Annotated in this window: 22 protein-coding genes; 11 read left to right on the top strand and 11 right to left on the bottom strand. The window is 67.4% G+C overall.

What is annotated here, in order from left to right:
* The first annotated feature begins 45 nt into the window (after window positions 1-45).
* Together AC1RR5_RS23800 and AC1RR5_RS23795 are read left to right on the top strand one after the other, a co-directional pair.
* A complete protein-coding gene (locus AC1RR5_RS23800; protein WP_492925721.1) occupies window positions 46-2,271 on the top strand; it encodes an RNA degradosome polyphosphate kinase in 2,226 nt (741 codons plus the stop codon).
* Window positions 2,268-2,654 carry a hypothetical protein gene (locus tag AC1RR5_RS23795; protein ID WP_492925719.1) on the top strand — a complete coding sequence of 129 codons (387 nt, stop codon included), beginning with the start codon at window positions 2,268-2,270 and terminating at the stop codon, window positions 2,652-2,654. Before AC1RR5_RS23800 ends, AC1RR5_RS23795 begins: the two co-directional genes overlap by 4 nt.
* Here AC1RR5_RS23795 and AC1RR5_RS23790 read toward each other — a convergent pair.
* Window positions 2,651-3,607 carry a phosphotransferase gene (locus tag AC1RR5_RS23790; protein ID WP_492925717.1) on the bottom strand — a complete coding sequence of 319 codons (957 nt, stop codon included), beginning with the start codon at window positions 3,605-3,607 and terminating at the stop codon, window positions 2,651-2,653. The two genes, AC1RR5_RS23795 and AC1RR5_RS23790, sit on opposite strands and share 4 nt — an antisense overlap.
* 170 nt (window positions 3,608-3,777) lie before the next feature.
* Between AC1RR5_RS23790 and AC1RR5_RS23785 the strand changes: the two genes are divergently transcribed.
* Window positions 3,778-5,268 (top strand): Ppx/GppA phosphatase family protein, encoded by a 1,491-nt coding sequence (locus AC1RR5_RS23785; RefSeq protein ID WP_492925715.1) that lies wholly within the window; start codon window positions 3,778-3,780, stop codon window positions 5,266-5,268.
* 157 nt (window positions 5,269-5,425) lie between these two features.
* Window positions 5,426-5,698 (top strand): hypothetical protein, encoded by a 273-nt coding sequence (locus AC1RR5_RS23780; RefSeq protein WP_492925713.1) that lies wholly within the window; start codon window positions 5,426-5,428, stop codon window positions 5,696-5,698.
* 96 nt (window positions 5,699-5,794) lie between these two features.
* On the opposite strand, the gene AC1RR5_RS23775 is transcribed toward AC1RR5_RS23780, so the two are convergent.
* From AC1RR5_RS23775 to rnd, 5 genes are all read right to left on the bottom strand, one after another.
* Window positions 5,795-7,684: an alkaline metalloproteinase gene (locus tag AC1RR5_RS23775; RefSeq protein WP_492925711.1), complete on the bottom strand. Its 1,890-nt coding sequence runs from the start codon at window positions 7,682-7,684 to the stop codon at window positions 5,795-5,797.
* Window positions 7,685-7,834: 150 nt separating this feature from the next.
* A complete protein-coding gene (locus tag AC1RR5_RS23770) occupies window positions 7,835-9,322 on the bottom strand; it encodes a PAS domain-containing sensor histidine kinase (RefSeq protein WP_492925709.1) in 1,488 nt (495 codons plus the stop codon).
* A 129-nt stretch (window positions 9,323-9,451) separates the two neighbouring features.
* A complete protein-coding gene (locus tag AC1RR5_RS23765) occupies window positions 9,452-10,681 on the bottom strand; it encodes a serine hydrolase domain-containing protein (RefSeq protein WP_492925707.1) in 1,230 nt (409 codons plus the stop codon).
* 136 nt (window positions 10,682-10,817) lie between these two features.
* Window positions 10,818-12,482, bottom strand: a complete 1,665-nt coding sequence (locus AC1RR5_RS23760) for an ATP-binding protein (protein WP_492925705.1) — start codon at window positions 12,480-12,482, stop codon at window positions 10,818-10,820.
* A 184-nt stretch (window positions 12,483-12,666) separates the two neighbouring features.
* Window positions 12,667-13,836, bottom strand: coding sequence for a ribonuclease D (gene rnd, locus AC1RR5_RS23755; RefSeq protein ID WP_492925703.1), 1,170 nt, complete (start codon window positions 13,834-13,836; stop codon window positions 12,667-12,669).
* 137 nt (window positions 13,837-13,973) lie between these two features.
* On the opposite strand from rnd, the gene purM reads away from it, so the two are divergent.
* Window positions 13,974-14,999: a phosphoribosylformylglycinamidine cyclo-ligase gene (purM, locus tag AC1RR5_RS23750; protein ID WP_492925701.1), complete on the top strand. Its 1,026-nt coding sequence runs from the start codon at window positions 13,974-13,976 to the stop codon at window positions 14,997-14,999.
* Window positions 14,999-15,580, top strand: coding sequence for a phosphoribosylglycinamide formyltransferase (gene purN, locus AC1RR5_RS23745; RefSeq protein ID WP_492925699.1), 582 nt, complete (start codon window positions 14,999-15,001; stop codon window positions 15,578-15,580). The genes purM and purN overlap by 1 nt, the downstream gene beginning before the upstream one ends.
* Here purN and AC1RR5_RS23740 read toward each other — a convergent pair.
* Window positions 15,577-15,930, bottom strand: a complete 354-nt coding sequence (locus AC1RR5_RS23740; RefSeq protein ID WP_492925697.1) for a PRC-barrel domain-containing protein — start codon at window positions 15,928-15,930, stop codon at window positions 15,577-15,579. The genes purN and AC1RR5_RS23740 overlap by 4 nt on opposite strands.
* 173 nt (window positions 15,931-16,103) lie before the next feature.
* Here AC1RR5_RS23740 and AC1RR5_RS23735 point away from each other — a divergent pair, with 173 nt between their 5' ends.
* The gene (locus tag AC1RR5_RS23735; RefSeq protein WP_492925695.1) at window positions 16,104-16,727 is read left to right on the top strand and encodes a DedA family protein; all 624 of its coding nucleotides are present in this window, start codon (window positions 16,104-16,106) and stop codon (window positions 16,725-16,727) included.
* Here AC1RR5_RS23735 and AC1RR5_RS23730 read toward each other — a convergent pair.
* Window positions 16,724-18,229: a tetratricopeptide repeat protein gene (locus AC1RR5_RS23730; protein WP_492925693.1), complete on the bottom strand. Its 1,506-nt coding sequence runs from the start codon at window positions 18,227-18,229 to the stop codon at window positions 16,724-16,726. The genes AC1RR5_RS23735 and AC1RR5_RS23730 overlap by 4 nt on opposite strands.
* Before the next feature lie 675 nt (window positions 18,230-18,904).
* Between AC1RR5_RS23730 and AC1RR5_RS23725 the strand changes: the two genes are divergently transcribed.
* On the top strand, window positions 18,905-19,264 hold the full coding sequence (locus AC1RR5_RS23725) for a DUF3892 domain-containing protein (protein WP_492925691.1): 360 nt from the start codon (window positions 18,905-18,907) through the stop codon (window positions 19,262-19,264).
* A gap of 77 nt (window positions 19,265-19,341) precedes the next feature.
* Here AC1RR5_RS23725 and ndk read toward each other — a convergent pair whose 3' ends face one another.
* Window positions 19,342-19,761 (bottom strand): nucleoside-diphosphate kinase, encoded by a 420-nt coding sequence (gene ndk, locus AC1RR5_RS23720; RefSeq protein ID WP_454716404.1) that lies wholly within the window; start codon window positions 19,759-19,761, stop codon window positions 19,342-19,344.
* 94 nt (window positions 19,762-19,855) lie between these two features.
* Here ndk and AC1RR5_RS23715 point away from each other — a divergent pair, with 94 nt between their 5' ends.
* Both AC1RR5_RS23715 and AC1RR5_RS23710 read left to right on the top strand, forming a co-directional pair.
* A complete protein-coding gene (locus AC1RR5_RS23715; protein WP_492925689.1) occupies window positions 19,856-21,715 on the top strand; it encodes an ABC-F family ATP-binding cassette domain-containing protein in 1,860 nt (619 codons plus the stop codon).
* Between the two features lie 93 nt (window positions 21,716-21,808).
* Complete coding sequence (locus AC1RR5_RS23710) at window positions 21,809-22,210, top strand: hypothetical protein (RefSeq protein ID WP_492925687.1); 402 nt, start codon at window positions 21,809-21,811, stop codon at window positions 22,208-22,210.
* A gap of 13 nt (window positions 22,211-22,223) precedes the next feature.
* Here AC1RR5_RS23710 and AC1RR5_RS23705 read toward each other — a convergent pair whose 3' ends face one another.
* Entirely contained in the window at window positions 22,224-23,129 is a 906-nt protein-coding gene (locus tag AC1RR5_RS23705; protein WP_492925685.1) for a LysR family transcriptional regulator, read from the bottom strand.
* 134 nt (window positions 23,130-23,263) lie between these two features.
* On the opposite strand from AC1RR5_RS23705, the gene AC1RR5_RS23700 reads away from it, so the two are divergent.
* Entirely contained in the window at window positions 23,264-24,013 is a 750-nt protein-coding gene (locus tag AC1RR5_RS23700) for an SDR family oxidoreductase (RefSeq protein WP_492925683.1), read from the top strand.
* Window positions 24,014-24,133: 120 nt separating this feature from the next.
* Here the strand turns inward: AC1RR5_RS23700 and AC1RR5_RS23695 are convergent, their stop codons facing one another.
* Window positions 24,134-25,825 carry a cellulase family glycosylhydrolase gene (locus AC1RR5_RS23695; RefSeq protein ID WP_492925681.1) on the bottom strand — a complete coding sequence of 564 codons (1,692 nt, stop codon included), beginning with the start codon at window positions 25,823-25,825 and terminating at the stop codon, window positions 24,134-24,136.
* Window positions 25,826-25,892: the final 67 nt, after the last annotated feature.

Here is a 25,892-nt window from a genome sequence, read left to right as displayed (position 1 = left end):
TGTCTCGTTCACCATGGCGGAACACACTCTGCCTATAGTGATCTCATGACTGACGCCGTGACCATGCCACTCGCCGCCAATGTTCCGCAGACGGAAAGCCAGACGGGCCTCGTCCTCGACGCCGAGTGGATGGCCTCGCCCGAGCGGTTCTTCAATCGCGAGCTGTCGTGGCTGACCTTCAACCAGCGGGTCCTGGAAGAGAGCGCCAATCCGCGCCACCCGCTGTTCGAGCGCCTGCGGTTCCTGTCGATCAGCGCCAATAACCTCGACGAATTCTACATGGTCCGCGTGGCCGGCCTGAAGGGCCAGGTGCGCGAGGGTGTGCGGGTGGTCAGCCAGGACGGCATGACGCCGGGCGAGCAGCTGACCCGCATCAACACCGCGGCCTTCGACCTGATGACCGAGCAGCAGAAGATCTGGCGCCAGGTCCGCACCGAGCTGTGGGACGAGGGCCTGAAGCTGCTGGACGCCAAGGACATCGAGGGCGAGGACCGCAAGCTGGCCGAGGACATCTTCCTCAACCAGATCTTCCCGGTGCTGACGCCGCTGGCCATCGACCCGGCCCATCCGTTCCCGTTCATCCCGAACCTGGGCTTCTGCCTGGCGCTGAAGCTGCGCCGCATCTCGGACGACAAGCACCTGTACGCCCTGGCCCCGATCCCCTCGCAGGTGCGGCGGTTCTGGGAGCTGTCCTCGGTCGTCTCGCGCGGCAAGAAGCGCCAGCGCAAGATCGTGGCGCTGGAAAGCTTCATCATCCTGTTCCTGGACCACCTGTTCCCCGGCTACGAGGTCGAGGGCCGGGGTCTGTTCCGCCTAATCCGCGACAGCGACCTGGAGATCGAGGAAGAGGCCGAAGACCTGGTGCGCGAGTTCGAGGCGCGGCTGAAGAAGCGCCGCCTGGGCCGCGTGGTGCGGGTCAAGATCCAGACCACCATGCCGCCGGACCTGCGCGAGTTCATCATCGAGGGCCTGCGCGCCGAGCCGGAAGACGTGGTGCTGGTCGACGGCAAGCTGGGCCTGGCCCAGATGTCGGAGCTGATCCCGCCGGACCGTCCGGACCTGAAGTTCCCGCCCTTCAACGCCCGCTTCCCCGAGCGCATCCGCGACCACGGCGGCGACTGCTTCGCGGCGATCCGCGAGAAGGACATTCTCGTCCACCACCCGTTCGAGAGCTTCGACGTGGTGGTGCAGTTCGTGCGCCAGGCCGCGCGCGATCCCAACGTGCTGGCGATCAAGCAGACCCTGTACCGCACCTCCAAGGACAGCCCGATCGTGGCGGCCCTGATCGAGGCGGCCGACAACGGCAAGAACGTCACGGCCCTGGTCGAGATCAAGGCGCGCTTCGACGAGGAGAATAACCTCAAATGGGCGCGCGACCTGGAGCGGGCCGGCGTGCACGTGGTGTTCGGCTTCGTCGACTGGAAGACCCACGCCAAGCTGTCGGTGGTGGTGCGCCGCGAGGCCGACCAGTCCTTGCGGACCTACTGCCACTTCGGCACCGGCAACTATCACCCGCAGACCGCGCGGGTTTACACCGACCTGTCCCTCTTCACCTGCGACCCGGCCCTGGGGCGCGACGGCGGCAAGCTGTTCAACTTCATCACCGGCTACGCCCAGCCCGGGCGGCTGGAGAAGCTGTCGTTCTCGCCCCATACGCTGAAGCCCGACCTGCTGCGGATGATCGAGACCGAGGCCGACGCGGCGCGCGCCGGCAAGCCGGCCGGCATCTGGGCCAAGATGAACTCGGTGGTCGATCCGCAGGTGACCGACGCGCTGTACGCCGCCAGCCAGGCCGGCGTGCAGATCGACCTGGTGGTGCGTGGCATCTGCTGCCTGCGTCCGGGCATCAAGGGCCTGTCGGAGAACATCCGGGTCAAGTCGATCGTCGGCCGCTTCCTGGAGCACGCCCGCATCATCGCCTTCGCCAATGGCGGGCCGATGCCCTCGGCCCAGACGCGCCTGTTCATCAGCTCGGCCGACTGGATGCCGCGCAACCTGGACCGCCGCGTCGAGAGCCTGGTGCCAATCGAGAACCCGACCGTGCACCAGCAGGTGCTGGACCAGATCATGGTCGCCAACCTCAATGACGAGGCCCAGAGCTGGAAGCTGGACAGCGAGGGCGACTATGCCCGCGACCCGGCCTGGAACAGCAAGGGCGCCTTCTCGGCCCACGACTACTTCATGACCAATCCCAGCCTGTCGGGCCGCGGTCACAAGACCACCGACATGCCGCGGGCCTTCGACCACGTGGGGCCCAAGCGGAAACGGTGAGGCGTCTAGCGCTCGTCCTGCCGCTTCTGCTGCTGACGGCCTGCGGGCCGACGGGCGCGCGGCGGGCCGAGATCTGCGCGCTGCAGGCCCTGCCCGCCCGTCCCGGTGTCGACCGCTTCGGCGTCCCGCCGGGCGTGGAGCGCAAGGCCCAGCTGGAGGGCGAGGCCTATGGGCCGGGGATCGCCGGCGGCTATCACATCCGCTGGTGGGGCGTCTGCGGGAGGCAGGCCGACACCACGGACATGATCCTGATCGGCCCCGCCCCCTGGGCCCTGACCAAGGGCGGCCCGCGCGCCGATGGCCGCCAGGCTGCCTACGGCACCTGCTATCACCGCAAGACGGATGACGGCTGGAAGACCGTGGCCTGCCGGATCAATCCCTAGACCGCGACCCGCGCCGCCGCGTCGAAGGCGTCCGAGCCCAGGTTCGCCGTAACCGTCCGCAGCCGCGCCAGGCCGTAGGCCCGCCGCCCCTCTGGCGTGTCCAGCAGCGGCTCGCCCAGGGCCAAGCCTTGGTGGATCGTATCGAGGTCCGGACCGTCCAGGCCGTCGCCCCTCGCCTGTCCGGCCAGGAAGATCGCCGCGTGGAAGACATGGCTGACCTGCCGGAACAGCCACAGCCTGGCCCGCTCGGCCGCCGTGGCCTCGCGACCGAAATAGGTGCGCAGCAGCAGGACCTCGCTCTCCGGGTCGGCGGCGTAGGTGTTGGCGATGGCGGCAAGGTCCACGTAGCGATCCGCCCGGAACGCCGCCTCCCAGTCGATCAGCCAGACCCGCCGGCCGTCGAACAGGATGTTGCGCGGATTGAGGTCGTTGTGGCTCGACACCGGCTGCGGCTCCAACGCCTTGCAGACCGCGTAGAGCCGGCTCCAAGGCGCGAACGCCCCGACCGGAACCGCCCCCTCCGCCTGCCCGACCAAGGCCGCCAACCCATCCAGATAGTCCACCAGCGGCGGGAAACCCTCGATCGCGTGCAACGCCCGCACCGTCTGGGCCAGCTCGGCCACGAACTCGCTCCGCGCCAGCAGCATCGGCTGGGCCTCGACAAGATCGAGGATCACCACCCCATCCTCCGCATCGGCGTACCGCACACGCGGCGCGATGCAGGCCCGCGCCGCCAGCGTCATGCAGGCATAGGAGCGATGCGGATCGCGCAGGCCGTCCCGCTCCGGCGTCTCGACCTTCAGCAGATAGGCGATCCCGCCCACCCGGATCCGCCACACGCCCGCGCCCGACAGCCCGCCCGACAGCGGCGTCCAGCCGTCCAGCACCTCGGTCCCGAACGCGGCGCGCAAGGCCTTGGACACGGCGGGCATCTGGTCGGGCGAAGTCGGCATCGGCGGAACCTCTCGAAAGCGGCCGCCTTATTCACCCGGATGAAATTGGAGTCAATATAACCCGGATAATATTTCGAACCGTTTTCCGACAAGCCTTTCCGCGCGTTCTGCTCCACGGATTTTCGAACGGACCGGCTTCCCCTGATCCGCGAATAGGCTAAACCGGACCCATGCCATTCCAGGCGCCGCGCGACGCGGCCGTGATCGATATCGGTTCCAACTCGGTCCGCCTGGTGGTGTACCGGCTGGAAGGCCGCGCCATCTGGACCGTCTTCAACGAGAAGATCCTGGCGGGCCTGGGCCGCGACCTGGCCAAGACCGGCCGCCTGGCGCCCGACGGCGTCATCCAGACCCTGCAGGCCCTCAAGCGCTTCCGCGCCGTGCTGGAGGCGGTCAATCCGGCCGAGACCTTCGCCGTCGCCACCGCCGCCGCCCGCGACGCCCAGGACGGCCCCGACTTCATCGCCCGCGTGAAGGCCGAGACCGGCTTTTCCGTCCGTGTGCTGACCGGCGAGGAAGAGGCCCACTATGCCGCCGTCGGCGTGCTGGCCGGGGCGCCCGACGCCGAGGGCGTGGTCGGCGACCTGGGCGGCGCCAGCCTGGAACTGATCCGCCTGAACGCCACCGGCGCCGGCCAGGGCGTGACCCTGCCGCTGGGGCCGTTCAGCCTCGCCTCGCCCGGCGCCGGCTTCGACGCCGAGCGCGCCCGCCGCCTGGCTCGCGAGCGCATCTCGGCCGTGGCCGCCGACTTCAAGACCGACACCTTCCACGCCGTGGGCGGCGCCTGGCGGAACCTCGCTTTGCTGCACATGCGGCTGTCGGGCTATCCGCTGCACGTCGTCCACCAGTACGAGATCCCGGCGAACGAGGCCCTGGAGGCCGCGCGCCTGGTCGCGCACCAGTCCAAGAGCTCGCTCGAACGCATCGAGGGCATGAGCAAGAAGCGCTCGGAGACCCTGCCCTACGCCGCCGTGGTGCTGGAAACCCTGATCGAGCAGCTCAGCCTGAAGCGCATCGAGATCTCGGCCTATGGCGTCCGCGAGGGCCTGCTGTTCGAGGCCATGCCGCCGCGCATACGGGGCCTGGACCCGCTGATCGAGGGCTGCACGGCCCTCGGCGCGCGCCAGGGCGTCGCCGACGACCTGGGCGTGGCGCTGGACGCCTGGATCACCCCGGCCTTCCGCACCCTGCCGCCGTTGTTCGGTGAGCGAGACGGGATCTTGGTCTCGGCGGCCTGCCGCCTGTCGGATGTCGGCGCTCGCCTGCACCCAGACCATCGCGCCGACCTGGTGTTCGAGCAGGTGCTGCGCGCGCCGATCGCCGGCCAGACCCATGCCGAGCGTTGTTTCCTGGCCGTGGCCGCCCACGCCCGCCACGCCACCAACTTCCATCCGCCGGAGCTCCAGACCCTGGAGCGCCTGCTGAGCCCGACCCAGCTGAAGCGCGCCCGGGCCCTGGGTGCGGTCATGCGGCTGGCCTGCGATCTCTCGGGCCGCAGCCCCAGCCTGCTGGCTCACTCGCGCCTGACCCTGGACAAGAACCATCTGATCCTGGCCGCCGAGCCCGGTTTCGCCGATCTCCTTCTGGGCGAACAGACCGGCAAGCGCGCCAATACTGCCGCGCAACACCTTAACCTGAAGTCCAAGATTATTACCGGATAGTGTCAGGTATAGATCGGCCAAAGAACATGCTTAACCGAGCCTGAACTTCCCCAATACGGGGAAAATGACAAGTTGTCGCAGGCAAACACCGTTCTTCGAGCATGGTTTGTTAGCTTTGCCACGCGCATCGTGCCTCCAACGACATAACAGGAGGTCAGTGATGTTGCAGCGTAAGTTCGACTACCTCGACGCCATCGCCCCGGCCGCTCAAACGGCCAAGCGTCCCGACCTGCGGATCGCCAACGATCACGACGCGCCCATCGCCAGCGGCGCCCGCAGCTTGCAGTCCGAAATCGGCCGCGTCTTCGCCCAGGAAAACACCTGGTCGGTCCGCCGCACCGTCGCCATCGGCGTCGTCTTCCACCTGGGCGTCTTCTGCGCCCTAGGCCTGGCGGCCGGCGGCGCACTGGCGCAGTTCGGACACCACTAACGACGCAACGCCAAATTCCCTCTTTCGTCGGAAGAGGGAATTGAGCGTCCTCCGCGCCGGGATCAGCTGAACCTCTCTACTCGCCCCACTCGGCCTTTAGCCGCCGTAGATGAAGTCGAGGGTGTAGTAGCCATTGCCGGGGTCGAGGATGTTCACGGCGAACGGCGCCGCCCCATCCGCCAGGTCCGCGAGCCATGCGGCGTTGGAACGGGCCATGACCCCGACGTCGGCCTTCTCCGCCTCGGCAAGCAGCCAGCCGACCATCGCGGCCTTCGTGCCGATCCCCTCGACGCCATCGCCGCCATAGGACGCGAAATAGTTCACCCGCGTGTCGATGAGCGCATGCAGCTTCTCGTTGGTCGGCGAGCCTCCGAAGATCGCCCTGTAAGCTTCACGCGTGGCATCGAAGAGGCTCAGCGTCGCGTACTTGGCGGCGAACGCATCCTTGCCCTCGCCGAGCTTGCCCAGGTTGACCGCGAAGTTGATGTAGCGGTTTTCCAAGTTGAAGCTTTGGTAGTAGGCGCTGTTCAGATTGTTGCTGTTCGGGCCTGTCGGCGAAACCAGGTAGTCGATACCGGCCTGGCTCGGAATCTTCCCCGTGAAGAACTGATAAGCCATCGTCGCGACCGAGGTCGTCGCGTCGGCGAACTTGATGATGGCGGACGTGACCGACGCCTCGTCGATTTCGCCTGAAGTCCATTGCGTCAGAAGCGATTGCGACAGCGCCGCCACGCCCGGGTTCGCGGTCGTGGCGCGAAGGATGCCCGCGACCTGCGTGCCGATCTCCGTGCTGGACGGGGCCTTGGCGAAGAGCAGGGTTTCGATGTTGGTCAGCCGGTCGACGCCGTCCGGCGAGCCCGGGCGCAGATCCGTCACCGTGATCGCACCATCTGCTCCGGTCTTGATCGAATAGCTGTCCATGGTCCCGCGGTAGCGCGCCGTGTCCTTGCCCGATCCGCCGTCGAGGATGTCGTCGCCCGCGCCGCCCTCGAGGATGTCGTCGCCGCGGCCGCCGGACAGCGCGTTGGCCGCGGCGTTTCCCTTCAAGGTGTCAGCATTGGCGCCGCCGATCACGTTCTCGATCACCGTCGAGAAGGCGATGCCGACATTGTTCGACCAGGTGTGGGTCTTGGGAAAGTCGAAGCTGAGCAACCCACGCTCCGACTCGGGAACAAGGGCGACTTGGTCGGCGATCGACCAGTAGGCGATGGAGGAATACGCGCCGGGCGTCAGGTCTACATAGGACGATCGCGTCAGGTTCGACAGATCGAAGGTGTCGATCCCGCCGGCGTCATAGATTGCCTCCATGATCGGCTTGTCCGCCGTCCAGCTGTAGGTCGTGTCGCCGGCTCCGGTCGTCAGGCTGGCGCCGTAGATCTGCTGGATGGCGGCGATGTCGAAGACCATCGGCGTGGTGAAGGCCACCGCCTCGTAGTGAAACTTCCCGTCGCTTCCTTTGGTGAGCCACTGGAGATCGTATGGCCCGCGCGTGTAAGCCATCAGGCTGTAACGGCCGTAGTCGTATTCGGTGGGGATCGTCGGCGACCCGTCGAACGTGTGCTTGAGGCCAAGCGCGTGACCGACCTCATGGATGACGAGCGACGGGCTCACGGCGCCCTGGGAACCGCCGATCCAGACGTCGCCGCCCTGCGGGATGGTGGAGGCGGGCGAGGCGTAGCCCGCGGAACCGGGGATGTAATCCGTCACATCGGTCAAGGCGACGCGGATCTGTCCGGGCTGGACGAGATCATCGGTCTCGACCAATTGCACCGCAATCAGCCGCGCCCACGACTGGATCGCCGCCCGTGCGATTTCGATCTCCGCGCTGGTCAGCGGACGATAGCCGGCGTTGAACGGCTCGGACCCGCTCGCATAGCCCGCCCAGGTGCTTCCGGCCTTCGGGAAGCTGTAGGTGATCGTCTGCCCGGTCCAGACGAACGGGGTCACCATCGCGGCGGCCGCCTCAGCAGCGGTTGGATAGCTCATCTTCGCCCCCGCGCGCTATCGGCCCGCACCGCGCCGATCCACCTCTAGCGTCAAGATATGGCGCGCACACGTCAAGCATGAAGGCAGTCGAAAGGCGGACGCTCGCAACGTGAGCTTCCACTCGTTCAGGGAGAGGCAGCCTCTTGCTTCTTAAAGCGCCCCCGCCACCGCGTTCAGCAGGGTCCGGTCGTCGAACGGCTTGCGCAGCACCGCCGCGCCGCTGATACCGTCCAGGGCCAGGGTGTCGTAGTAGCCGCTGACGAACAGGATCGGCAGCTTGGGCATGCTGCGTTGCAGGCGGCGGCCGACCTCGTCGCCGTTCATGCCCGGCATCAGGAAATCGACCACGGCCACGTCCGGCTTGACGGCGTCCAGCTTGGCCAGGCCTTCGTGCCCGTCGGCGGCCTCGACGACGCTGTAGCCGGCGCCTTTCAGGGTCTCGACCAGCACCGCGCGGACGCTGTCGTCGTCGTCGATGACCAGCACGGTCTGGCCCGCGCCTTCGATCATCTCGGCGACGCCTTCGTCGACCTCGACGACCGGCGCCTTGGGGGCCTCGGCGCGCTTGAAGCGCAACTCGATCCGCGTGCCGGCGCCGGGCGCGCTGTCGATGCGCAGGCTGCCGCCGCACTGGGTGACGAAACCATAGACCTGAGCCAGGCCCAGCCCTGTGCCCTTGCCCCGCGCCTTGGTGGTAAAGAACGGCTCGATCGCCTGGCGGGCCACATCGGGGGTCATGCCGCCGCCGGTGTCGGCCACGATAACCAGATAGTTGTCGAGCCCGTCGGCGCGGCTTTCGACCCCTAGCGAGCCGCCGCCCGGCATGGCGTCGCGGGCGTTCAGCGCCAGGTTCAGGATCGCCAGTTCCAGCTGGTCCGCGTCGGTGAAGACGGAGGCCTCCCCGCCATCCAGCGCGAACGTCATCTCGATCGCCGGCGGCAGGGCCGTCCGCACCAGTTCGCGGGCCTTCTCCAGCACGGGGTCGAGCACAGTCGGCTGGAGGTTCAGCTTCTGGGTCCGCGAGAAGGCCAGCAGCTGGCCGGTGAGCTTGGAGCCCTTGTCCGCGGCCGCGGCGGCGCTGTCGACGAAGCGGCGGCCGGGATGATCCTCGTCGATCCGCTTGGCCAGCAGCTGCAGATTGCCGACGATGGCCATCAAGAGGTTGTTGAAGTCGTGGGCGATGCCGCCGGTCAGCTGGCCCACGGCCTCCATCTTCTGGGCTTGGCGCAAGGCGTCCTGGGCGGCGGAGAGGTCGACCTGCAGGCGCAGCCGCGCCGAGATGTCCTGGGCGTGGTGGAAGGCGCCGACGATCTGGCCGGCGTCGTCGCGCAACGGCGCGTACCAGATCTCCCAATACGGCCGGTCGAAGCTCGGGTCGCCGAACTCCTCGACGACGCTGAACACCTCGCCGGTCAGGGCGCGGGCCATGAAGCTCCGGATAATGGGCGCCTGCTCGGGCAGGAAGAGGTCGGGAAAGACGTCGCCCAGCTTCACCCGGTAGCCGTAGATCCGGAAGAACTCGTCGCTGTGGGCCTGGTTGAAGCCGATCAGGCGGAAGTCATGGTCGAAGGCGCAGATCGGCGACCGATCCGACTGGCCGATGATCTCCCAGAGCTTGTCCTTGATGACCGCGCCCATTCGTCTCCCGGAGGTGCTTCAGGCCTCGCCGCGCCTCATGGTTGAGACTGTAGAGAGCGAAACGCAAGTTCGCCAAGAGTGATCCCGCTACCATCCCCCTGCGCCAAACGGTCGCAGGCGCCGGCAACCCTACCCCGAGACTTCGGCCGCGCTGGTGGTCGGCGGGGAGCCGCTGTCCAGGTCCAGATAGTCGGTGAAGGGCAGCTGGTAGGCGCGGTCGAAGAACTCGGCCTGGAAGCGGAAAGGCAGGTTGGCGTCGCTGTTCCACAGCATGACGATGCCTGTCTTGGTCGCCGGATCGAACATCATGGTCGAGCGGTACCCCGAGACGCCGCCGCTGTGGCCGATCAGGTGGTGGCCCTTGTAGTCGAAGCTGCGCATGCCCAGGCCGTAGCCGGGCGACTTCAGCTCGCGGGCGATGTTCAGGCGGCCATAGGGCCGGCCGGTGGCGACGCGGGCGCGCTGCACCTCGTCCAGCACCGCCGGCGGCAGCACGTCGGGGCGAAGGCCCATCTGGGCCTGCATCCAGGCGGCCAGGTCGACGATGGTCGAGTTGACCCCGGCGGCGGCGGGCACGCGGTAATAGGCCTCCGACAGTTTCAGCTCGTTGCCGTGGCGATGCGGCCGGGCCCAATGCGCGGCAGAGGTCAGGCCGGTCATGCCGATGGTGGCCCCGCTCATGCCCAGCGGCTGGAAGATCCGGCGGCGCACGGTGTCGGCATAGGGCGCGCCGGTGCGCTCGCGGATGACCTCGCTGATCGTGTCGTAGGCGATGTTCTGGTAGCTGTGGCAGGTGCCCGGTGGGCAGACCGTCTTCAGCGCTCCGAAGCTGCTGCGGATCTTGGCCGGGTCCTGCCCGTCCTCCAGCTGGCCGTCGTAGGCGTTCTTGCCCAGGCCCGTGCGCTGGGACAGCAGCTGCTCGATCGTCAGGCTGTTCTGGGCGTCGCCCGGCAGGCGCAGGCTGGTGTCGAAGACGCCCAGCGGGTCGTGCAGCGAGAAGGTCCCATCGGCCGCCAGCCGGGCCGACAGCGTGCCGGCGATGGTCTTGGACAGCGAGGCCCAGCGGAACACGGTGCGCGGGCTGACCGGCTCGCCGTGCTGGCTGGCGGTGACGCCATAGCCCTTCACGAACGACAGTCGCCCCTGCTCGACCACGGCGACGCCCAGGCCCTCCATCGAGGGGTCGGTCATCATCGCGCCGACGCGGGCGTCCAGCGCCTTGTAGTCGATGGTCCCATGCCAGTCGGCGGGCGCTTCAGGCAGCTTGGCGGCCTGCTCGGCCGTCGCCTCGGCGCCGGTCTTGGGCGCCTTGTCGCGGGCGCGCGGCAGAAGCACCGCGGCGACAATCACGAGCAGCACGCCCCCGGCGATCAGCCACTGAACATGCCGCTTTTTGCTGAGGACCCCGACGTGAGACACTACCGATAGAACCTTGAATCACCTGGGAGACTTCTAAGCAGGATCGCCCGCGATGTGGGGCGAAAATGCGAAGCGATCAGCCAAAAAGCGCCGCGTAGAGGTCGCGGGCATTCACGGGCTTCTCGACCCAGCCGGTCATGCCCGCCTCGCGGCAGGCGGCGACTTCCTCGGGCGAGACGGCCCCGGTGACGGCGATGACCGGGGTAGCGCGATTGGCGCGGCTGGCGCGCAGGCGGCGGGTGGCTTCCAGGCCGTCGACGCCGGGCATGCGCACGTCCATCAGGATGGCGTCGAACACCCGGCGCTCGGCCATGGCCAGGGCGCTGAGGGCGTCCTCGGCGGTCTCGACCCGGGCCCCGAAGGCCTCCAGCATCTGGCGCAGAGCCCGGCGGTTGATGTCGTGGTCGTCGACCACCAGGATCAGCGGGGCCTCGCCCCGGCGTTCCAGCGCCGCGTCGGCCTCGGGCGCAGGCGGCTCGGCGCCCTCCGGCGCGGGCAGGCGCAGGGTAAAGCGGGCGCCGCCGTCCTCGGCATTGGCGGCGGAAAGCTCGCCGCCCATCAGACGCGCCAGATCCCGGCTGATCGACAGACCCAGGCCCGTGCCCCCAAAGGCCCGCGCGGTGTCGGCGCCGGCCTGCTCGTAGGGACTGAACAGCCGCTCGATCTGGTCGTCGGCCAGGCCCGGGCCGGTGTCGCGCACCACGATGGCGACCGCACGTGGCTTGCCGGCTTCGGTGCGGACCTTGACCCGCACATCGCCCTCGGCGGTAAACTTGATGGCGTTGCTGAGCAGGTTGTTGAGGATCTGACGCACGCGCATGGGGTCGCCCCGCACCCAGCGCGGCAGGTCCTCGGCGCCCATCAACGACAGGCCCACGCCCTTGGCGTCGGCGGCGCCCCGCCAGAAGCCGACGGTGTCGGCGACCAGGGCGCGCAGATCATAGTCGACGATCTCGACGCCCATGCGGCCGGCCTCGATCTTGGAGAGGTCCAGCAGGTCGTTCAGCAGGGTGCGCATCATCAGCCCGGCGTCGGCGATCAGCGAGGCGTCGGACTTGTCGCGCTCCAGGGCCTCGGCGCCGTTCAGGATGGCGTTGATCGGCGTGCGCAGCTCATGGCTGACCATGGCGATGAAGGCCGACTTGGCGGCGGTCTGGGCCTCGGCGGCGCGGCGGGCGGCGCGCTCGGCGGCCAGGGTGCGCTGCGACCACAGGAAGACCATGGCCAGGGTCAGGCAGAACAGGCCCACGCCGGCGACGTAGAACGGCATGATCGGATCGCGGCTCGCGCCGGCCGCCAGCGGCGTGATGAGCAGGTAGCTGACGTGCGGAACGCCGGACGCGACGAAGGCCGCCAGGCAGCCCTCGGCCCCCATCAGCGCGGTGATGATCGAGCCCGACAGCAGCAGGATCGCCCCCGCCGCCCCGACCGGCGTGCCCGTGGCCCAGACCGGAATGGCCAGCCAGCCGAACACGAAGGCCAGCACGACGTCGGCGGCCAGGTTCAGCGCCACTGCCCGACGCGGATCCGCGCTCTTCAGGAAGTGGTTGAGCGCCAGCACCTCGGCGACCTGCGCCGCCACATAGGCGGCCGACCAGAGGAGCACGAACTCCAGGCCCGGCTTGACCATCGCCAGGGCCGCCAGCACCAGGACGACGAAGAGCCGGAGAGGAACCTGCTTGCGGCGTGACACGGCCGCGGGGCGGTACGCGACCGCCAGATCCTCCCAGAAAGCACTCAACGCCAATCCCCTACTCGGCGCGTCCGGTCTCCGTGAAGCCCCGGGCGCGACGCCTTGTACGCCAGCAAACCTTTGCACGGCGTTGTACAGGACCCGATATGGGGAGCAAAAGCCCTACTTTCCTTAAGGTCACGGCGCCATTCCTCTAAGGGCCAGCCCTCTAGAGGAATGAAGCGCCGCGCTCTTAGTCAGCCTTGGGCGCGCGACGCACTTCGACGACGCGGACCTTGGCGCCGTCCAGCACCAGGGCCAGTTCGCCGCGCTTGATCTTCAGGGCGTCGGCCCCGAAGGCGTCGCGGCGCCAGCCGGCCAGGGCCGGCGTGGTGGCGTTGTCGTCGGCGGCGATCTTTTCCAGGTCCGAGACCGTGGCGATCAGCTTGGAGGCCACGCCGGCTTCTTCGGCGCGGGCCTTCAGCAGCACCTTGAGCAGCTCGACGACGGCGCCGGCGTTCTGGGGCGGCGGCGGGCCGGGCTTGTCGACGACCGGGGCGTAGCCTTCCGGATCGGCCAGGGCCGACTTGATCGCCGCCAGCAGGTCGGGACCAAACTTGCTGCCGCCAAAGCCCTTGGGCACGCCGCGCAGGTTGTTCAGGGCGTCCAGGCTGGTCGGCGCCTGGGTCGCCAGTTCGTCTATGGCCTCGTCCTTCAGGATGCGGCCGCGCGGCTGGTTACGGCTCTGAGCGGTGCGCTCGCGCCAGGCGGCGACAGCCTTGAACACGGCCAGATATTTCGGCGCGGTCTTGCGCGGACGCAGGCGACGCCAGGCCTTTTCCGGATCGACGTCGTAGGCGGCCGGGTCGGAGATGGCGGTCATCTCTTCCTCGACCCAGGCCAGGCGGCCCGATGTTTCGAGGCGCTCGCGCAGGGTCGGGAACAGGGCGGCCAAGTGGGTGACGTCGGCCAGGGCGTAGGTCAGCTGGGCCTCGGTCAGCGGCCGGCGGGCCCAGTCGGTGAACCGGCTGGACTTGTCCAGCTCGATGCGCAGCATCTGGCGGACCAGGGCGTCATAGGCGATCTGCTCGCCGAAGCCCGCCGCCATGCCCGCCACCTGGGTGTCGAACAACGGCTTCGGCATGGCCTTCAGGTTGTTGAAGATCTCGACGTCCTGGCGGGCGGCGTGGAACACCTTGAGGATGCTCTCGTCGCGCATGACGGCCAGCAGCGGCTCGAGGTCGATGCCCTCGGCCAGCGGATCGATGACGGCTTCGTGCGTGGGCGACGCGACCTGGATCAGGCACAACATGGGCCAGTAGGTCGTCTCGCGCATGAACTCGGTGTCGACGGCGACGAAAGGCTCGCCCGCGAGCGCATTACAGAACGCCGCCAGCTCGGCGGTAGTGGTGATCGGCTTCATCGGCTGCTAATAGCCTCGCGCACCCCCGAGTCTGCAAGCGTCAAGACGCGCCTAGCGTACCGGGAAAGCAAATTTTCCGCGTGTTCGGAGGGTCTTACCGCCTTCCGATAGACGAAAGAGCGAGCGACAGAGCGACCATGAGCGATCTGCCCAACGGCCTTACCTACGCCCAGGCGGGTGTCGACATCGATGCGGGCAACGCGCTCGTGGACGCCATCAAGCCCCTGGCCAAGGCCACCCGCCGCCCCGGCGCGGAAGCCAGCCTGGGCGGTTTCGGCGCCCTGTTCGACCTGAAAGCCGCCGGCTACGAGGACGCCCTGCTGGTCACCACGACCGACGGCGTCGGCACCAAGCTGCGCATCGCCATCGATGCGGGCATGCACGCCACGGTCGGCATCGACCTGGTGGCCATGTGCGTCAACGACCTCCTGGCGCAAGGCGCTGAGCCGCTGATGTTCCTGGACTACTTCGCCACCGGCAAGCTGGACATCGAAGTCGCCAAGAGCGTGGTCGCCGGCATCGCCGACGGCTGCAAGCTGGCCGGCGCGGCCCTGGTGGGCGGCGAAACCGCTGAAATGCCCGGCATGTACAGCGACGGCGAATATGACCTGGCCGGCTTCTCGGTCGGCGCGGTCGAGCGCGACGGCGTGCTGCCCAAGCTGGACAAGCAACGGGCCGGCGACGTCATCATCGGCCTGGGCTCGTCGGGCCCGCACTCCAACGGCTACTCCCTGGTGCGCCGCGTGGTCGAGCGCTCGGGCCTGGCCTGGGACGCCCCCTGCCCGTTTGAAGACGGCAAGACGCTGGCCGAGGCCCTGATGGCCCCGACCCGCATCTATGTGAAGTCGCTGCTGCCGCTGCTGCAGTCGGGCCGCGTCAAGGGCGGCGCCCACATCACCGGCGGCGGCCTGATCGAGAACCCGCCGCGCGCCATCGCCGAAGGCCTGGCCGCCGAGTTCGACTGGAACAGCTGGGCCCAACCGCCCGTGTTCGACTGGCTGGCCCAGGTCGGCGGCATTTCCGAGCACGAGATGCGCCGCACCTTCAACTGCGGTGTCGGCTTCATCGTCATCGTGGCGCAAGCCGACGCCGAACCGGTCCTGGCCGCCCTGCTGAACGCCGGCGAGGACGCCTTCATCTGCGGCCAGCTGGTCAAGGCTTGATGAGCGTAAAGACCAAGGTCGCCGTCCTGATCTCGGGCCGGGGCTCCAACATGGAGGCCCTGGTCCGCGCGGCGAAGGCGGCCGACTGCCCGTTCGAGATCGCCCTTGTCCTGGCCAACAAGCCGGACGCCGGCGGCCTGGCCACGGCGGCGGCCGAGGGGATCGAAGCCCTCTGCGTCGACCAGAAGCTCTTCGGCAAGGACCGCGAGGCCCATGAGCGGGCCATCGACGCGGCCCTGCGCGAGCGCGGGATCCAGGTCATCGCCCTGGCCGGCTATATGCGGATCCTCACGCCGTTCCTGGTCGACGCCTGGGAAGGCCGGATGATGAACATCCACCCCTCCCTGCTGCCGGCCTATCCCGGCCTGGACACCCACGCTCGCGCCATCGCGGCGGGTGACGCCGAGGCCGGCTGCACAGTCCACCTGGTCACGGCCGGCGTCGACGAAGGTCCGATCCTGGGCCAAGCCCGCGTGCCGATCTTGCCTAGCGACGACGACCACACCCTGTCGGCCCGCGTGCTGGAGCAGGAACACAAGCTCTACGCCGCCACCCTGGCCAAGTTCGTCGGGACGCTCTAGACGGGCGTGACTGTCACATCCGAACCGGCGTCGAAGTACCGGTTGGACTGCTCGTCCCAGGCGTAATCCAGGCTGCCGATCTGCGTACGATCGTAGCTGGGAGAGCCTTTGAACTGGTCCTTCGAAACATCGGCCTGAAACAGCTTGGCCATGGGCTCGTAGTGGACAATCGTCCACGGCACGGGATGGTATTTTCCGGATCCGCCCAACAGTCCCGGCGCCTCCACGACCAGGAACTCGATCTTTCCCGTATCCAGGTCGACGAAAGTTTCGCGAATGACGCCGAGCTTGGCGCCGCCTTGGCCGATCAAATCCTGGTCCAGGATGTCCTTGCTCTTCGTCAGCGGCATGGAGCCCTCTCGCGTTCGGCTCACCATCGAGCCCTTTCACCAGGAGATAGCGCCTTGGCCGGCCACAGGTTTCGTGGCGCTCACCGGCCTGGGACGGCGTGTCGCAGCCCCTAACGGCCCGTAAAGCCTAACGCGTCAGAACTTCGTCACTATGTGTCGCCATGATGCACTTCATGGACGCCTGGATCGCCGATCTCTTTCGAGTCGCTGCAGACAACGCCGGTTTTGCCGGCGCGGCGCTGTTCGTCTTCACACTGTTGGAGGCGCTGCTGGTCGTCGGCCTGCTGATCCCGATCCTGGGCGTGATGCTGGCCGCCGGGGCGCTGATCGCCCAGGGCGTACTGCACCCGGTCGAAGCCATTCTCTGGTGCAGCGCCGGCGCGGCCGCCGGTGACGCCGTCTCCTATCTGATGGGCCGCGGCCTGGGCGGCCGTCGCGCCACCCAGCTGCTGTTCGGCGGCAAGCGTCGCCTGCTGGCCCGCGCCAAGCTCCTGACCCGCCGCCACGGCGTGCTGGCCATCGCCGCCGCCCGCTACCTGGGTCCGGCTCGACCGTTCATCCCGATCCTGGCCGGCATCTCGCGCTCACGCCCTTGGAGCTTCCAGGTCGCCAACATCCTGTCGGCCCCGCTGTGGGTGATCTCACTGCTGGCCCCCGGCTACCTGGCCGCCCGGAACCTGCAGATGTTCGGCAGCAACCCGGCCCTGGCCAGCGGCATCGTGCTGGCCCTGATCCTGGCCATCGGCCTGGTGGTCATGGGTTTCAAGCGCACCCAGCGCCTGCGCGTCGCCGCCTAGGGCTTTACGCCCACCCGCGCCATCGCCTCCAGCACCTGCTTGGCCTGGCTCGCCGCCAACCCGCCATTCGGATCGGCCGAGATCGGCTTCAGCAGCTGATAGGCCGTCGCCGCATCGTCGGCGTAGAGGAAGGCCATCGCGGCCACCAGGCGGATTTTCGTCACCTCCGGCGCCAAGGTCACGGCCCGGCGCAGCAACGCCAGCCGCTCTGGCGACGGCCTGTCGCCCTCGGTCATGGTCTGGGCCAGCAGGAACAGGGTCTGGTAGTCGTTCGGCTCGGCCGCGTCGGCCCGGCGCAGATAGACCTGCGACGCGGCTAGCAGCTCGGCGCGATGCGTCTTGTCAGCCGCCGCTCGATAAAGCTTGCTGGTTCCCATCAGCCGCAGGGCTTCCAGGTTGTCGCCGTCCTCGGACAGAAGTTGCTCCAGCAGGCGCTCGCCCTTGTCGCGATCGCCCAAGGTGATCTCCGCCCGCGCCAGGGCCTGGCGGCTGTAGCGTTCGGTCGGCCGACGCTCGGCGGCCTTGCGGATCTTGCGCAGCAGCGCGCCGCGATCGGGAATGGCCCCGGTTTTCATCTGCTGCAGCTCCAGGATCAGGTCATCGGCCCCGGCCGGCATCCTTCGGATCTTTATGGGCGGCGCCGAACCGCTGGCGCGCGGCAAGGTCGTCACCACCGGCTCCTTGCGCACGAAGGCCCGCAGGGCGTCGGGCAAGGCCTCCAGCGACTGGCCAAATACTTGCGCCCAGATGGCCTTCGGATCGCCCCCGCTCTCCGCGACGCGGTCCAGATAGGTCGCCAGCCTCGCCTTGCGGTCGGGATCGGCCCACAGGTAGCGGACCAGCAGGGCCGACTGGGCGTCGAAGCGCTGGCGCTCGGGCAAGCTCCAGCCGTCGCTGCTTTCGGTGATGATGTCGGGGATCCGCTCCAGGCCGCGCATAGCCAGGGCGTCGTCGAACAGCGCGGGCGTCCGGCCGATCGTCACGGCCTGAGGTTGGATGTCGACGCTGCTGTAGTAGATCGCCGCGCCCTTGGTCAACCAGCGCGGCTGGCGGAACGGGAAGTTCTCGCTGAAGAAGTGGAAGCCATAGGCGCCCAGCACCACGTCGTCGCCCGCCGTGTGATCGACCACCCCGAAGAAGGCGAAGTCGTCGCGCACCACCACGGCGAAGATGTCCTCGACCTCGGCCACGTCCAGCGACAGCGCCGTCACCGCCGCGCCGGGCATGAACCGGCGATACTGGACATTCATGTTGGCGCCGATCTCGGCCGCACGGACCAGATAGATCGGAAACTTGCGCGGCGCCGGCCCGTCCTGGCGGCCATACAGCCCCCGCAGCAGCCGATCCAGCGCCTCAACGTCAGCGACCGTCTTGCGCAGGACCTCGGCGTTCTCGTCGGAATAGACGATGACATGCTCGCTCTCGGCGCGCAGCCACCGTCCGCTAGCCTGGGGCGAGACGACGACATCGTCGACGGACTGGGCGGTGGCGGGCGCGGGCACCAGAGTCAGCAACCCCAGAGCTAATGCGCCAAACAACGCTTTTCGAAAGAGTAGGCTGAGCGCGCTACTCACCGGATAAACCCAAGCGCGCATGACACCGATAGACACAACCATTTGCCAGTAAGCAAAGGTAAGAATCGCTCACGAAATCCATACATTGGAGATTCAGGCCGAGCCATAAACGGCGAATGAGGCCAATTAACCCTGTGAAGCTTATCTCACCGGCACATCTGTTCGACTAATGTCGGCGGATTCGGACAGAAAAAATACCCACAAACCATCCACACGCTACATTTGCTGTGGATAACCATGCCACACACCATCCCTAGTGGGTTGCCGACACCGTAGATACACGTCAGCGTTCCATCAGCCAGTGCAGGGCTGGGCTGCATAACCACGTGTTAGGAGAATGGGTATGGCTAAAGCGCCTCCCAAAGGTCCGCACCGTTCTGCCTCTTCCGGGCGCTACGTCACGACGCAAACCGCCGTGCGTAACCCGCGAGGTACGGTGTCGGAACCGCCGAAAAAGAAGTAGGCGACAGCTTCTAGTTCAAGCAGCGTGATGCGTTTGATCTAGAAATCGGAGCGGAGAGGTCATCCGACCGTCGGCAAACTTAGGTTGACCCCTCCCCTCCTTGCACCACCGGCTTTTGCGACCAGCGATGAACGAAAGCTATGTCGCCATACGAGCGCTTGGCAACTCTGAAATCGCTATTTTACCTCGCGAAGCCGTCTCTTTTGCACAGCAAGATGAAGGCATCAAAGATGGCCACTCGGTATCAAGTAACCTGCATTACCCCTGACGGCAGCGACTCTGATCAACGCATCGACGCGATCGGTGGCAGCGGCTGGAAGCTTCTCATCGACGACGCGATTTCGAAGATCGAGAACAAAACCTATGAGTTCTGGACCTACGCCGCCGGAACGGCGACGGACGTCATCGTGGCAAAGCGTTCCAATGGCCGAAAATACCTCAAAACCGTGGCCGATGGCGTAGAACCGAACAACCTGCTCGCGCTGCCGACCTGCAGCTAAAGCGCCGTTTGTTTGAAACTAAAAAAGGCCGGCGGGTCACCCCGCCGGCCTTCTCGTATCGATAAGGCTGGAAAGCCTTAGCCGACGATTTCTTCTTCGGTGAAGAACTGGGCGATTTCGATGCCCGCGTTTTCCAGGCTGTCCGAGCCGTGGACCGAGTTTTCGCCGATCGACAGGGCGAACAGCTTGCGGATCGTGCCTTCGTCGGCGTTTTCCGGGTTCGTGGCGCCCATGACTTCACGGTACTTGGCCACGGCGTTGTCGCCTTGCAGCACTTGGACGACCACCGGCTCGGCGGTCATCTGGCCGACGAGTTCGCCGTAGAACGGACGCTCGGCGTGCACTTCGTAGAACTTCTTGGCTTGGGCTTCGGTCAGCTTCACGCGGCGCTGAGCGACGATGCGCAGGCCGGCGGCCTCGATCACGGCGTTGACCGAGCCGGTCAGGTTGCGGCGGGTGGCGTCCGGCTTGATGATCGAGAAGGTGCGTTCGGTCACGGAGTGATCTCACAGAAAAGTTGTGGATTGGGAGGTTGCGGGCTTATAGCCGTGCGCCTCCTCCCCGCCAACCCCGCCGCGTAACCTTCATAAAATGCTTCAGATCCGTGACCTGACCTTCAACGCCTGGGGTCGGAAGTTCTTCGACCATGCCAGCGTCAGCCTGCCGCCGGGCGCCAAGGTCGGCCTGATCGGTCGCAACGGCGTGGGCAAGTCCACCCTGTTCAAACTGATCCTTGGCCAGCTGCACGCCGGCGACGACGAGATCAGCCTGCCCAAGAGCGCGCGGATCGGCTCGGTTGACCAGGAGCACCCGTCCACGCCCTTCACCCTGCTGGACACGGTGCTGGAGGCTGACGAGGAGCGCCACAGCCTGCTGACCCGGCTGGAGACCGCCAATCCCGAGGAGATGGGCGAGATCTGGGGCCGGCTGATCGAGATCGATTCCGACGCCGCCCCGGCCAAGGCCTCGGAAATCCTGGTGGGCCTGGGCTTCACGCAGGACGACCTGGCGCGGCCGATGAGCGAGTTCTCGGGCGGCTGGCGGATGCGCGTGGCCCTGGCCGCGGCGCTGTTCGCCGAGCCCGACATGCTGCTGCTGGACGAACCGACCAACTATCTCGACCTGGAAGGCGCCCTCTGGCTGGAGGCTCGTCTCCAGAAGTACCCGCACACCGCCCTGATCGTCAGCCACGACCGCGAGCTGCTCAACAACAGCTGTACGCACATGCTGCACCTGGCCGGCGGCAAGCTGGAGCTCTACACCGGCGGCTACGACGACTTCGAGGAGCGCCGCGCCGAGAAGGCCCGCCTGCAACTCTCCGCGAAAGCCAAGCAGGACGCCGAGCGCGCCCATCTGCAGGCGTTCGTCGATCGCTTCAAGGCCAAGGCCTCCAAGGCCGCCCAGGCCCAGTCGCGCATGAAGCGCCTGGCCAAGATGCAGCCGGTGGCGACCACGATCGAGGAGCGCGTCGCGCCCTTCACCCTGCCCTCGCCGCCGCGCCCGCTGGCCCCGCCGCTCATTCGCCTGGAGAAGGCGAACGTGGGCTACGAGGCCGAGCGCCCGATCCTCAAGAACCTCAACCTGCGCATGGACCTGGATGACCGCATCGGTCTCCTGGGCGTCAACGGCGCGGGCAAGTCGACCTTCGCCAAGATGATCGCCGGGGCCCTGACCGTCCAGAAGGGCGAGCTGCACCGCGACAAGAAGATGAAGGTCGGCTGGTTCCACCAGCACCAGATCGAGGCGATGGATCCGGAAGACACCCCGCTGGAGATCATCCGCCGGGCGATGCCGGACGCCTCGGAAAGCTCGCGCCGCTCGAAGCTGGCGCAGTTTGGCCTGGGCTTCGAGAAGCAGGAGACCACGGTCGCCAACCTGTCGGGCGGCGAACGCGCCCGCCTGCTGCTGAACATGGTGGCGATGGAAGCGCCGCACATGCTGATCCTCGACGAACCGACCAATCACCTGGACATCGACAGCCGCCGCGCCCTGCTGGACGCCCTGAACGACTACAACGGCGCGGTGATCCTGATCACACACGACCGTTCGCTGATGGAGCTGGTCGCCGACCGCCTGTGGCTGGCCGCCGACGGCACGGTGAAGCCCTTCGACGGCGACATGGACGACTACGCCAAGTTCGTGCTGGACCGCGCCAAGCAGGCCGTGAAGCCGACCCAGGTCGCGCGTGAGCCCGTCGCGGTGGAAGCGCCGAAGAAGAAAGCCGTCGTCGAGCCTCTCAAGCGCAAGATCGAGGCGGCCGAACAGGTCGTCAATCGCACCACGCGCCAGGTGACCGAGCTGGAAACCCAGCTGGCCGACCCGCAGCTCTACAAGAACCCGACCAAGGTCGCCGAGCTGACCAAGCGCCGCGACAACGCCAAGTCCAAGCTGGACGAGGCCGAAGCCGCCTGGATGGATCTGGCCGAGCAACTGGCGGAAGCCGAAGCTTAAACTTGGCCATTGATCGGCATGGTTTAGGGTGAACGCCCCCTAAACCATGTCGTTTAGGGCTTCTCGCACACCTCGTGGCGCATGGTCCGCCCCATGAGCAGTCCCGCCCATCCCCGCAACCACGTCGTGGCGAACCCCGAAGGGCTCTCCTCGTCCGTCGTCCTCGAGGCGTTCGCCGAGTGGGTGAACGACCGGATCGGCGAGGCCATGCGGATCGAGATGGACCTGGCGTTCCGCGACCGTCCGTTCGACGTCGTGGTCGGCCGCGTCCCGGCCCTGGTCGGCTGGGAAGCCAAGTTCATCCAGCCTGGCGCGCCCGCACCCAAGGGCAAGATGTGGACGGTCTACCGTCTGCACGACCAGGCCGGCCGCCCCGCGCACCTGCCCCACTCCGGCGACCTGGTCGAGGACCTGACGCCGCTGCTGGGCGAGCTGGGCTACCTCGGTGTGTTCGAAGACGGCGTGGCGATGTTCCCAGGCGTCGGCAAGCGCTAGCTAGCGATCCCGCTTACCTGTCCCATGGGGGCGTTCCCTTGAACGCCTCGGCCAGGAAATCCACCATCAGCCGCACCTTGGCGCTGAGATGCCGGCGGCTGGGATAGACCGCCAGCACGTCGATGTCGGGCAGGCTCCACTCCGGCAGCAGCCGCACCAGCCGACCCTCGCGCAGGTCCTCGCCGATCAGGAAGGTCGGCTGCCAGATCACGCCCTGACCGGCCAAGGCCGCCGCCCGCGCGGTGTCGCCATTGTTCGAGTACATGACCGGCCGCATCCGCACCGTGGCCTCGCGGCCGTCGGTGTGGGTCAACCGCCAGTCCTCGGCCATGGCGGTGTAGCTGTAGGCCAGGCAGCGGTGGGTCGCGAGCTCGTCCGGCGTCGTCGGCGTCCCGTGGACCTTCAGATAGTCCGGCGACGCGCAGACGATGTTGCGCGAGGTCGCCAGCTTGCGCGCCACGTGCGCCTGTGACCCACCGCGCGAGATGCGGATGGCCAGGTCGTAGCCTTCTTCCACCAGGTCAACGACGCGGTCGGACAGGCTGATCTCCAGCTCGACCTTCGGATGCCGCGCCATGAACTGCGGCCACAGCAGCGCCAGGTGCCGGACGCCGAAGCTCAGCGGGGCGTTGATCCGCAACCGTCCACGCGGCTCGGCGACATTGGCGGAAGCCGCCGCTTCCGCCTCCGCGATCTCGTCCAGGATGGCGCGGGCGCGTTCGTACAGCGCCTCGCCGGCCTCGGTTAGCGACAGGCGGCGCGAGGTGCGGTTCAGCAGCCGCGCGCCCAGGTGGGTCTCCAGCTCGGCGACATAGCGGGTGACATTGGCCGGCGAAGTGTCCAGCGCCTCGGCCGCCTTGGCGAAGCCGCCGCGGGTGACAACGGTGGTGAAGACCTCGTATGCGCGCAGCCGATCCATGGGCGCCCCATCATTCAGGAAAGCTGAATGATAAAGCTCCTTTCATCCTATCGTTCAAGCGAGGTGACCCGCCTAAATCATCCTCACTGACCGACGCGCGGTGCGCCGGCCCGTCAAACGGAAGGATCACCCCCATGTCCCGTCTCGCTCAAAAGACCATCCTGATCACCGGCGGCACCACCGGCATCGGCTTCGCCGCCGCCCAGCGCGCGATCGAAGAAGGCGCCAAGGTCGCCATCACCGGCACGAACGCCCAACGCCTCGAAGAAGCCAAGGCCGCCCTCGGCGGCGACGTCCTGACCATCCAGGCCGACGCCGGCGACGTCGCCGCCCAAGCCGTGATCGCCAAGACCGTCGGCGACGCCTTCGGCAAGCTGGACGCTGTCTTCGTCAATGCCGGCATCGCGCCGTTCGGTCCGCTGGAAAGCTGGACCGAGGAGACCTTCGACAAGGCCATCGGCGTCAACCTGAAGGGCCCGCTGTTCCTGATCCAGGCCCTGGCCCCGATCCTGAGCAATCCGGCCTCGATCGTGCTGAACGGCTCGATCAACGCCCATATCGGCATGCCGAACTCGAGCGTCTACGCCGCCAGCAAGGCTGGCCTGATCTCGCTGGCCCGCACCCTGTCGGGCGAGCTGATCGGCCGGGGCATCCGGGTCAATGTCATCAGCCCCGGGCCGGTGACCACGCCGCTCTACGGCAAGCTGGGTTTGGACGCGGCCTCGCTGGACGCCATGTCGGCCGGCATCCTGGCCAACCTGCCGGCCGGCCGCTTCGGCGAGCCCAAGGAGATCGCCGACGCGGTGATCTTCCTGGCCTCGGACGAGAGCCGCTTCACGGTCGGCAGCGAGCTGATCATCGATGGCGGGATGAGCACGCTGTAGTCGCGGCCTCCCCCACCTGACCGCTTCGCAGTCGTCCGCCCCCAAAGGCGGGCGGAAGAATACAGCGGCCTTCTTCCCCCTCTGGGGGAGGAGGGTCGAAGGCCCGGAGGGGGCAAGTGTTTAGCGCGCGGGCGCGAGTTTGATCGCCGACACCGTCGCCGCCCCCGTCGACTTCACCACCAGCGTATTGGTCCCCGGCAGCAGGCTCACGACCGCGCCGCTCTTCACCGCCGCGCCGCCGTTGACGGCGACCTCCGTCGGCCCCTCGCCCACCACGCTGACCGCATAGCGCCCCGCCGTCGCCGAGACCGTGTAGCGCAGCCACTCGCCGGCCACGAAGTCGGTGACCTTCAGCGACCCGTCCGCCGCCCGCTCCAGGTCGACGCCGTCGTTCCGCCCCGTGCGCCCCTTGTTCCACGGCGTGCGCTGGCCGCCGGTCGAGACGTGGTAGTTAGCCGCGTCCGTGTCGGCATAGGCCGCGCCGATGACGCCCAGGTCGTACTGCCAGGCCGGGATCGTCGCGCCCTTGGCCCCGACCATGTGCTTCGTGAAGGGCCGCGTGCTCGCGTCATGCGGCTGGCGGAACATGGCGTCGATGACGTCGGGATGGGCCTCGTTGTTTTCGAACCGCACGTCGTGCGAGGCCACCTTCATCAGCACCGAATAGGCCTTGTCGGCGCTCACGGGCGTCTTGGCCTCCCCCGTCAGGGTCGCGACGACGTCGTCATAGGCCGGGTCGACCTTGATCTCGAGCGGCTGGTTGAAGCCGATCTTCTTCAGCGGCCAGAAGGCCCAGCCGATCTCGTGCTTCTCGACCAGGCGGATGGCGTCGGCGAACCAGACGTTGGAGTTCTCGCCGCTCTCGCCCAGCCACAACGGCAGGCCGGTTTCCTCACGCAGCTTCAGATGCTGAGCGATCGAGGCGTCGTCATTGACGTTCCAGTACTTGTGGAAGCTGAGCGCCATGTTGGCGTCCCAGGGCTTGCCCATGCCCTTGTAGTTGTTGCCCCAGCAGTTGCCCTCGATGATGATCATGTGGCGCGGATCGATGGCGCGGATGGCGGCCGTGGCCTCCTGGTAGAAGCTCCAGAGCTTGTCCTGCTTCTCGTCCTTGCAGCCGTTCTTATTGCCGGCTCCGTCGAAGTCCCAGTTGGGCTCGTTGAGCAGGTCATAGGCGCCGATCATCGGCTCGTCCTTGTAGCGGGCAGCCAGCTTCTTCCAGAGCTCGATGGTCTTGCGACGGGCCTCGGGGCTGTCCCACAGCGAGGGCTTGGCCGGGTCGCGGTCGGCGATCGGCAGGTCGTTGCCCTGCCCGTTCGGCGCGGCGTGCAGGTCGAGGATCAGGTAGACGCCGTTGGCCTTGCTCCAGGCCAGCAGGTCGTCGATCCGCTTGAAGCCGTCCTCATGCCAGGTGTCGACGCCGGGCTTGGGCTCCTGATCGACCGGCAGCGTCAGCAGGGCGTAATGCATCGGCAGGCGCACGGAGTTGAACCCCGAGGCGGCCATGGCGTCGATGTCGGCCTTGGTGGTGTGGTTGTCGAGCCAGGCCTTGTGGATCGCCTGCTGACGAGCGGGGCCCACGAGACCCGCGATCTTGTCCTGGATGATGTGCTGCTGGCCCAGCTTCGACAGGCGCAGCATGTAGCCTTCCTGCAGCATCCAGCCGCCCAGGCCCATGCCACGCAGGATCACCGGCTGACCGGCCTCGTCGACGATGCGGGCGTCCTTGGCCTTCAGCCAGCCTTCTGCCGATGCGGTGGTAGTGGCGAGAAGTGCGAGCGCAGCGGCGCTCATGGCTAGCCAGGACTTCATGCAGCGGCCTCCCGTCAGAGGTCGCCTCTGAACGGGCGACGCTTACTGGTATGACCAATTCCTGGCT

It is taken from the genome of Caulobacter sp. GW821-FHT11E11, assembly GCF_058808315.1.
The sequence above is the reverse complement of the archived record's forward strand: the minus strand, read 5'-3'. Positions and strand labels throughout refer to the sequence as shown.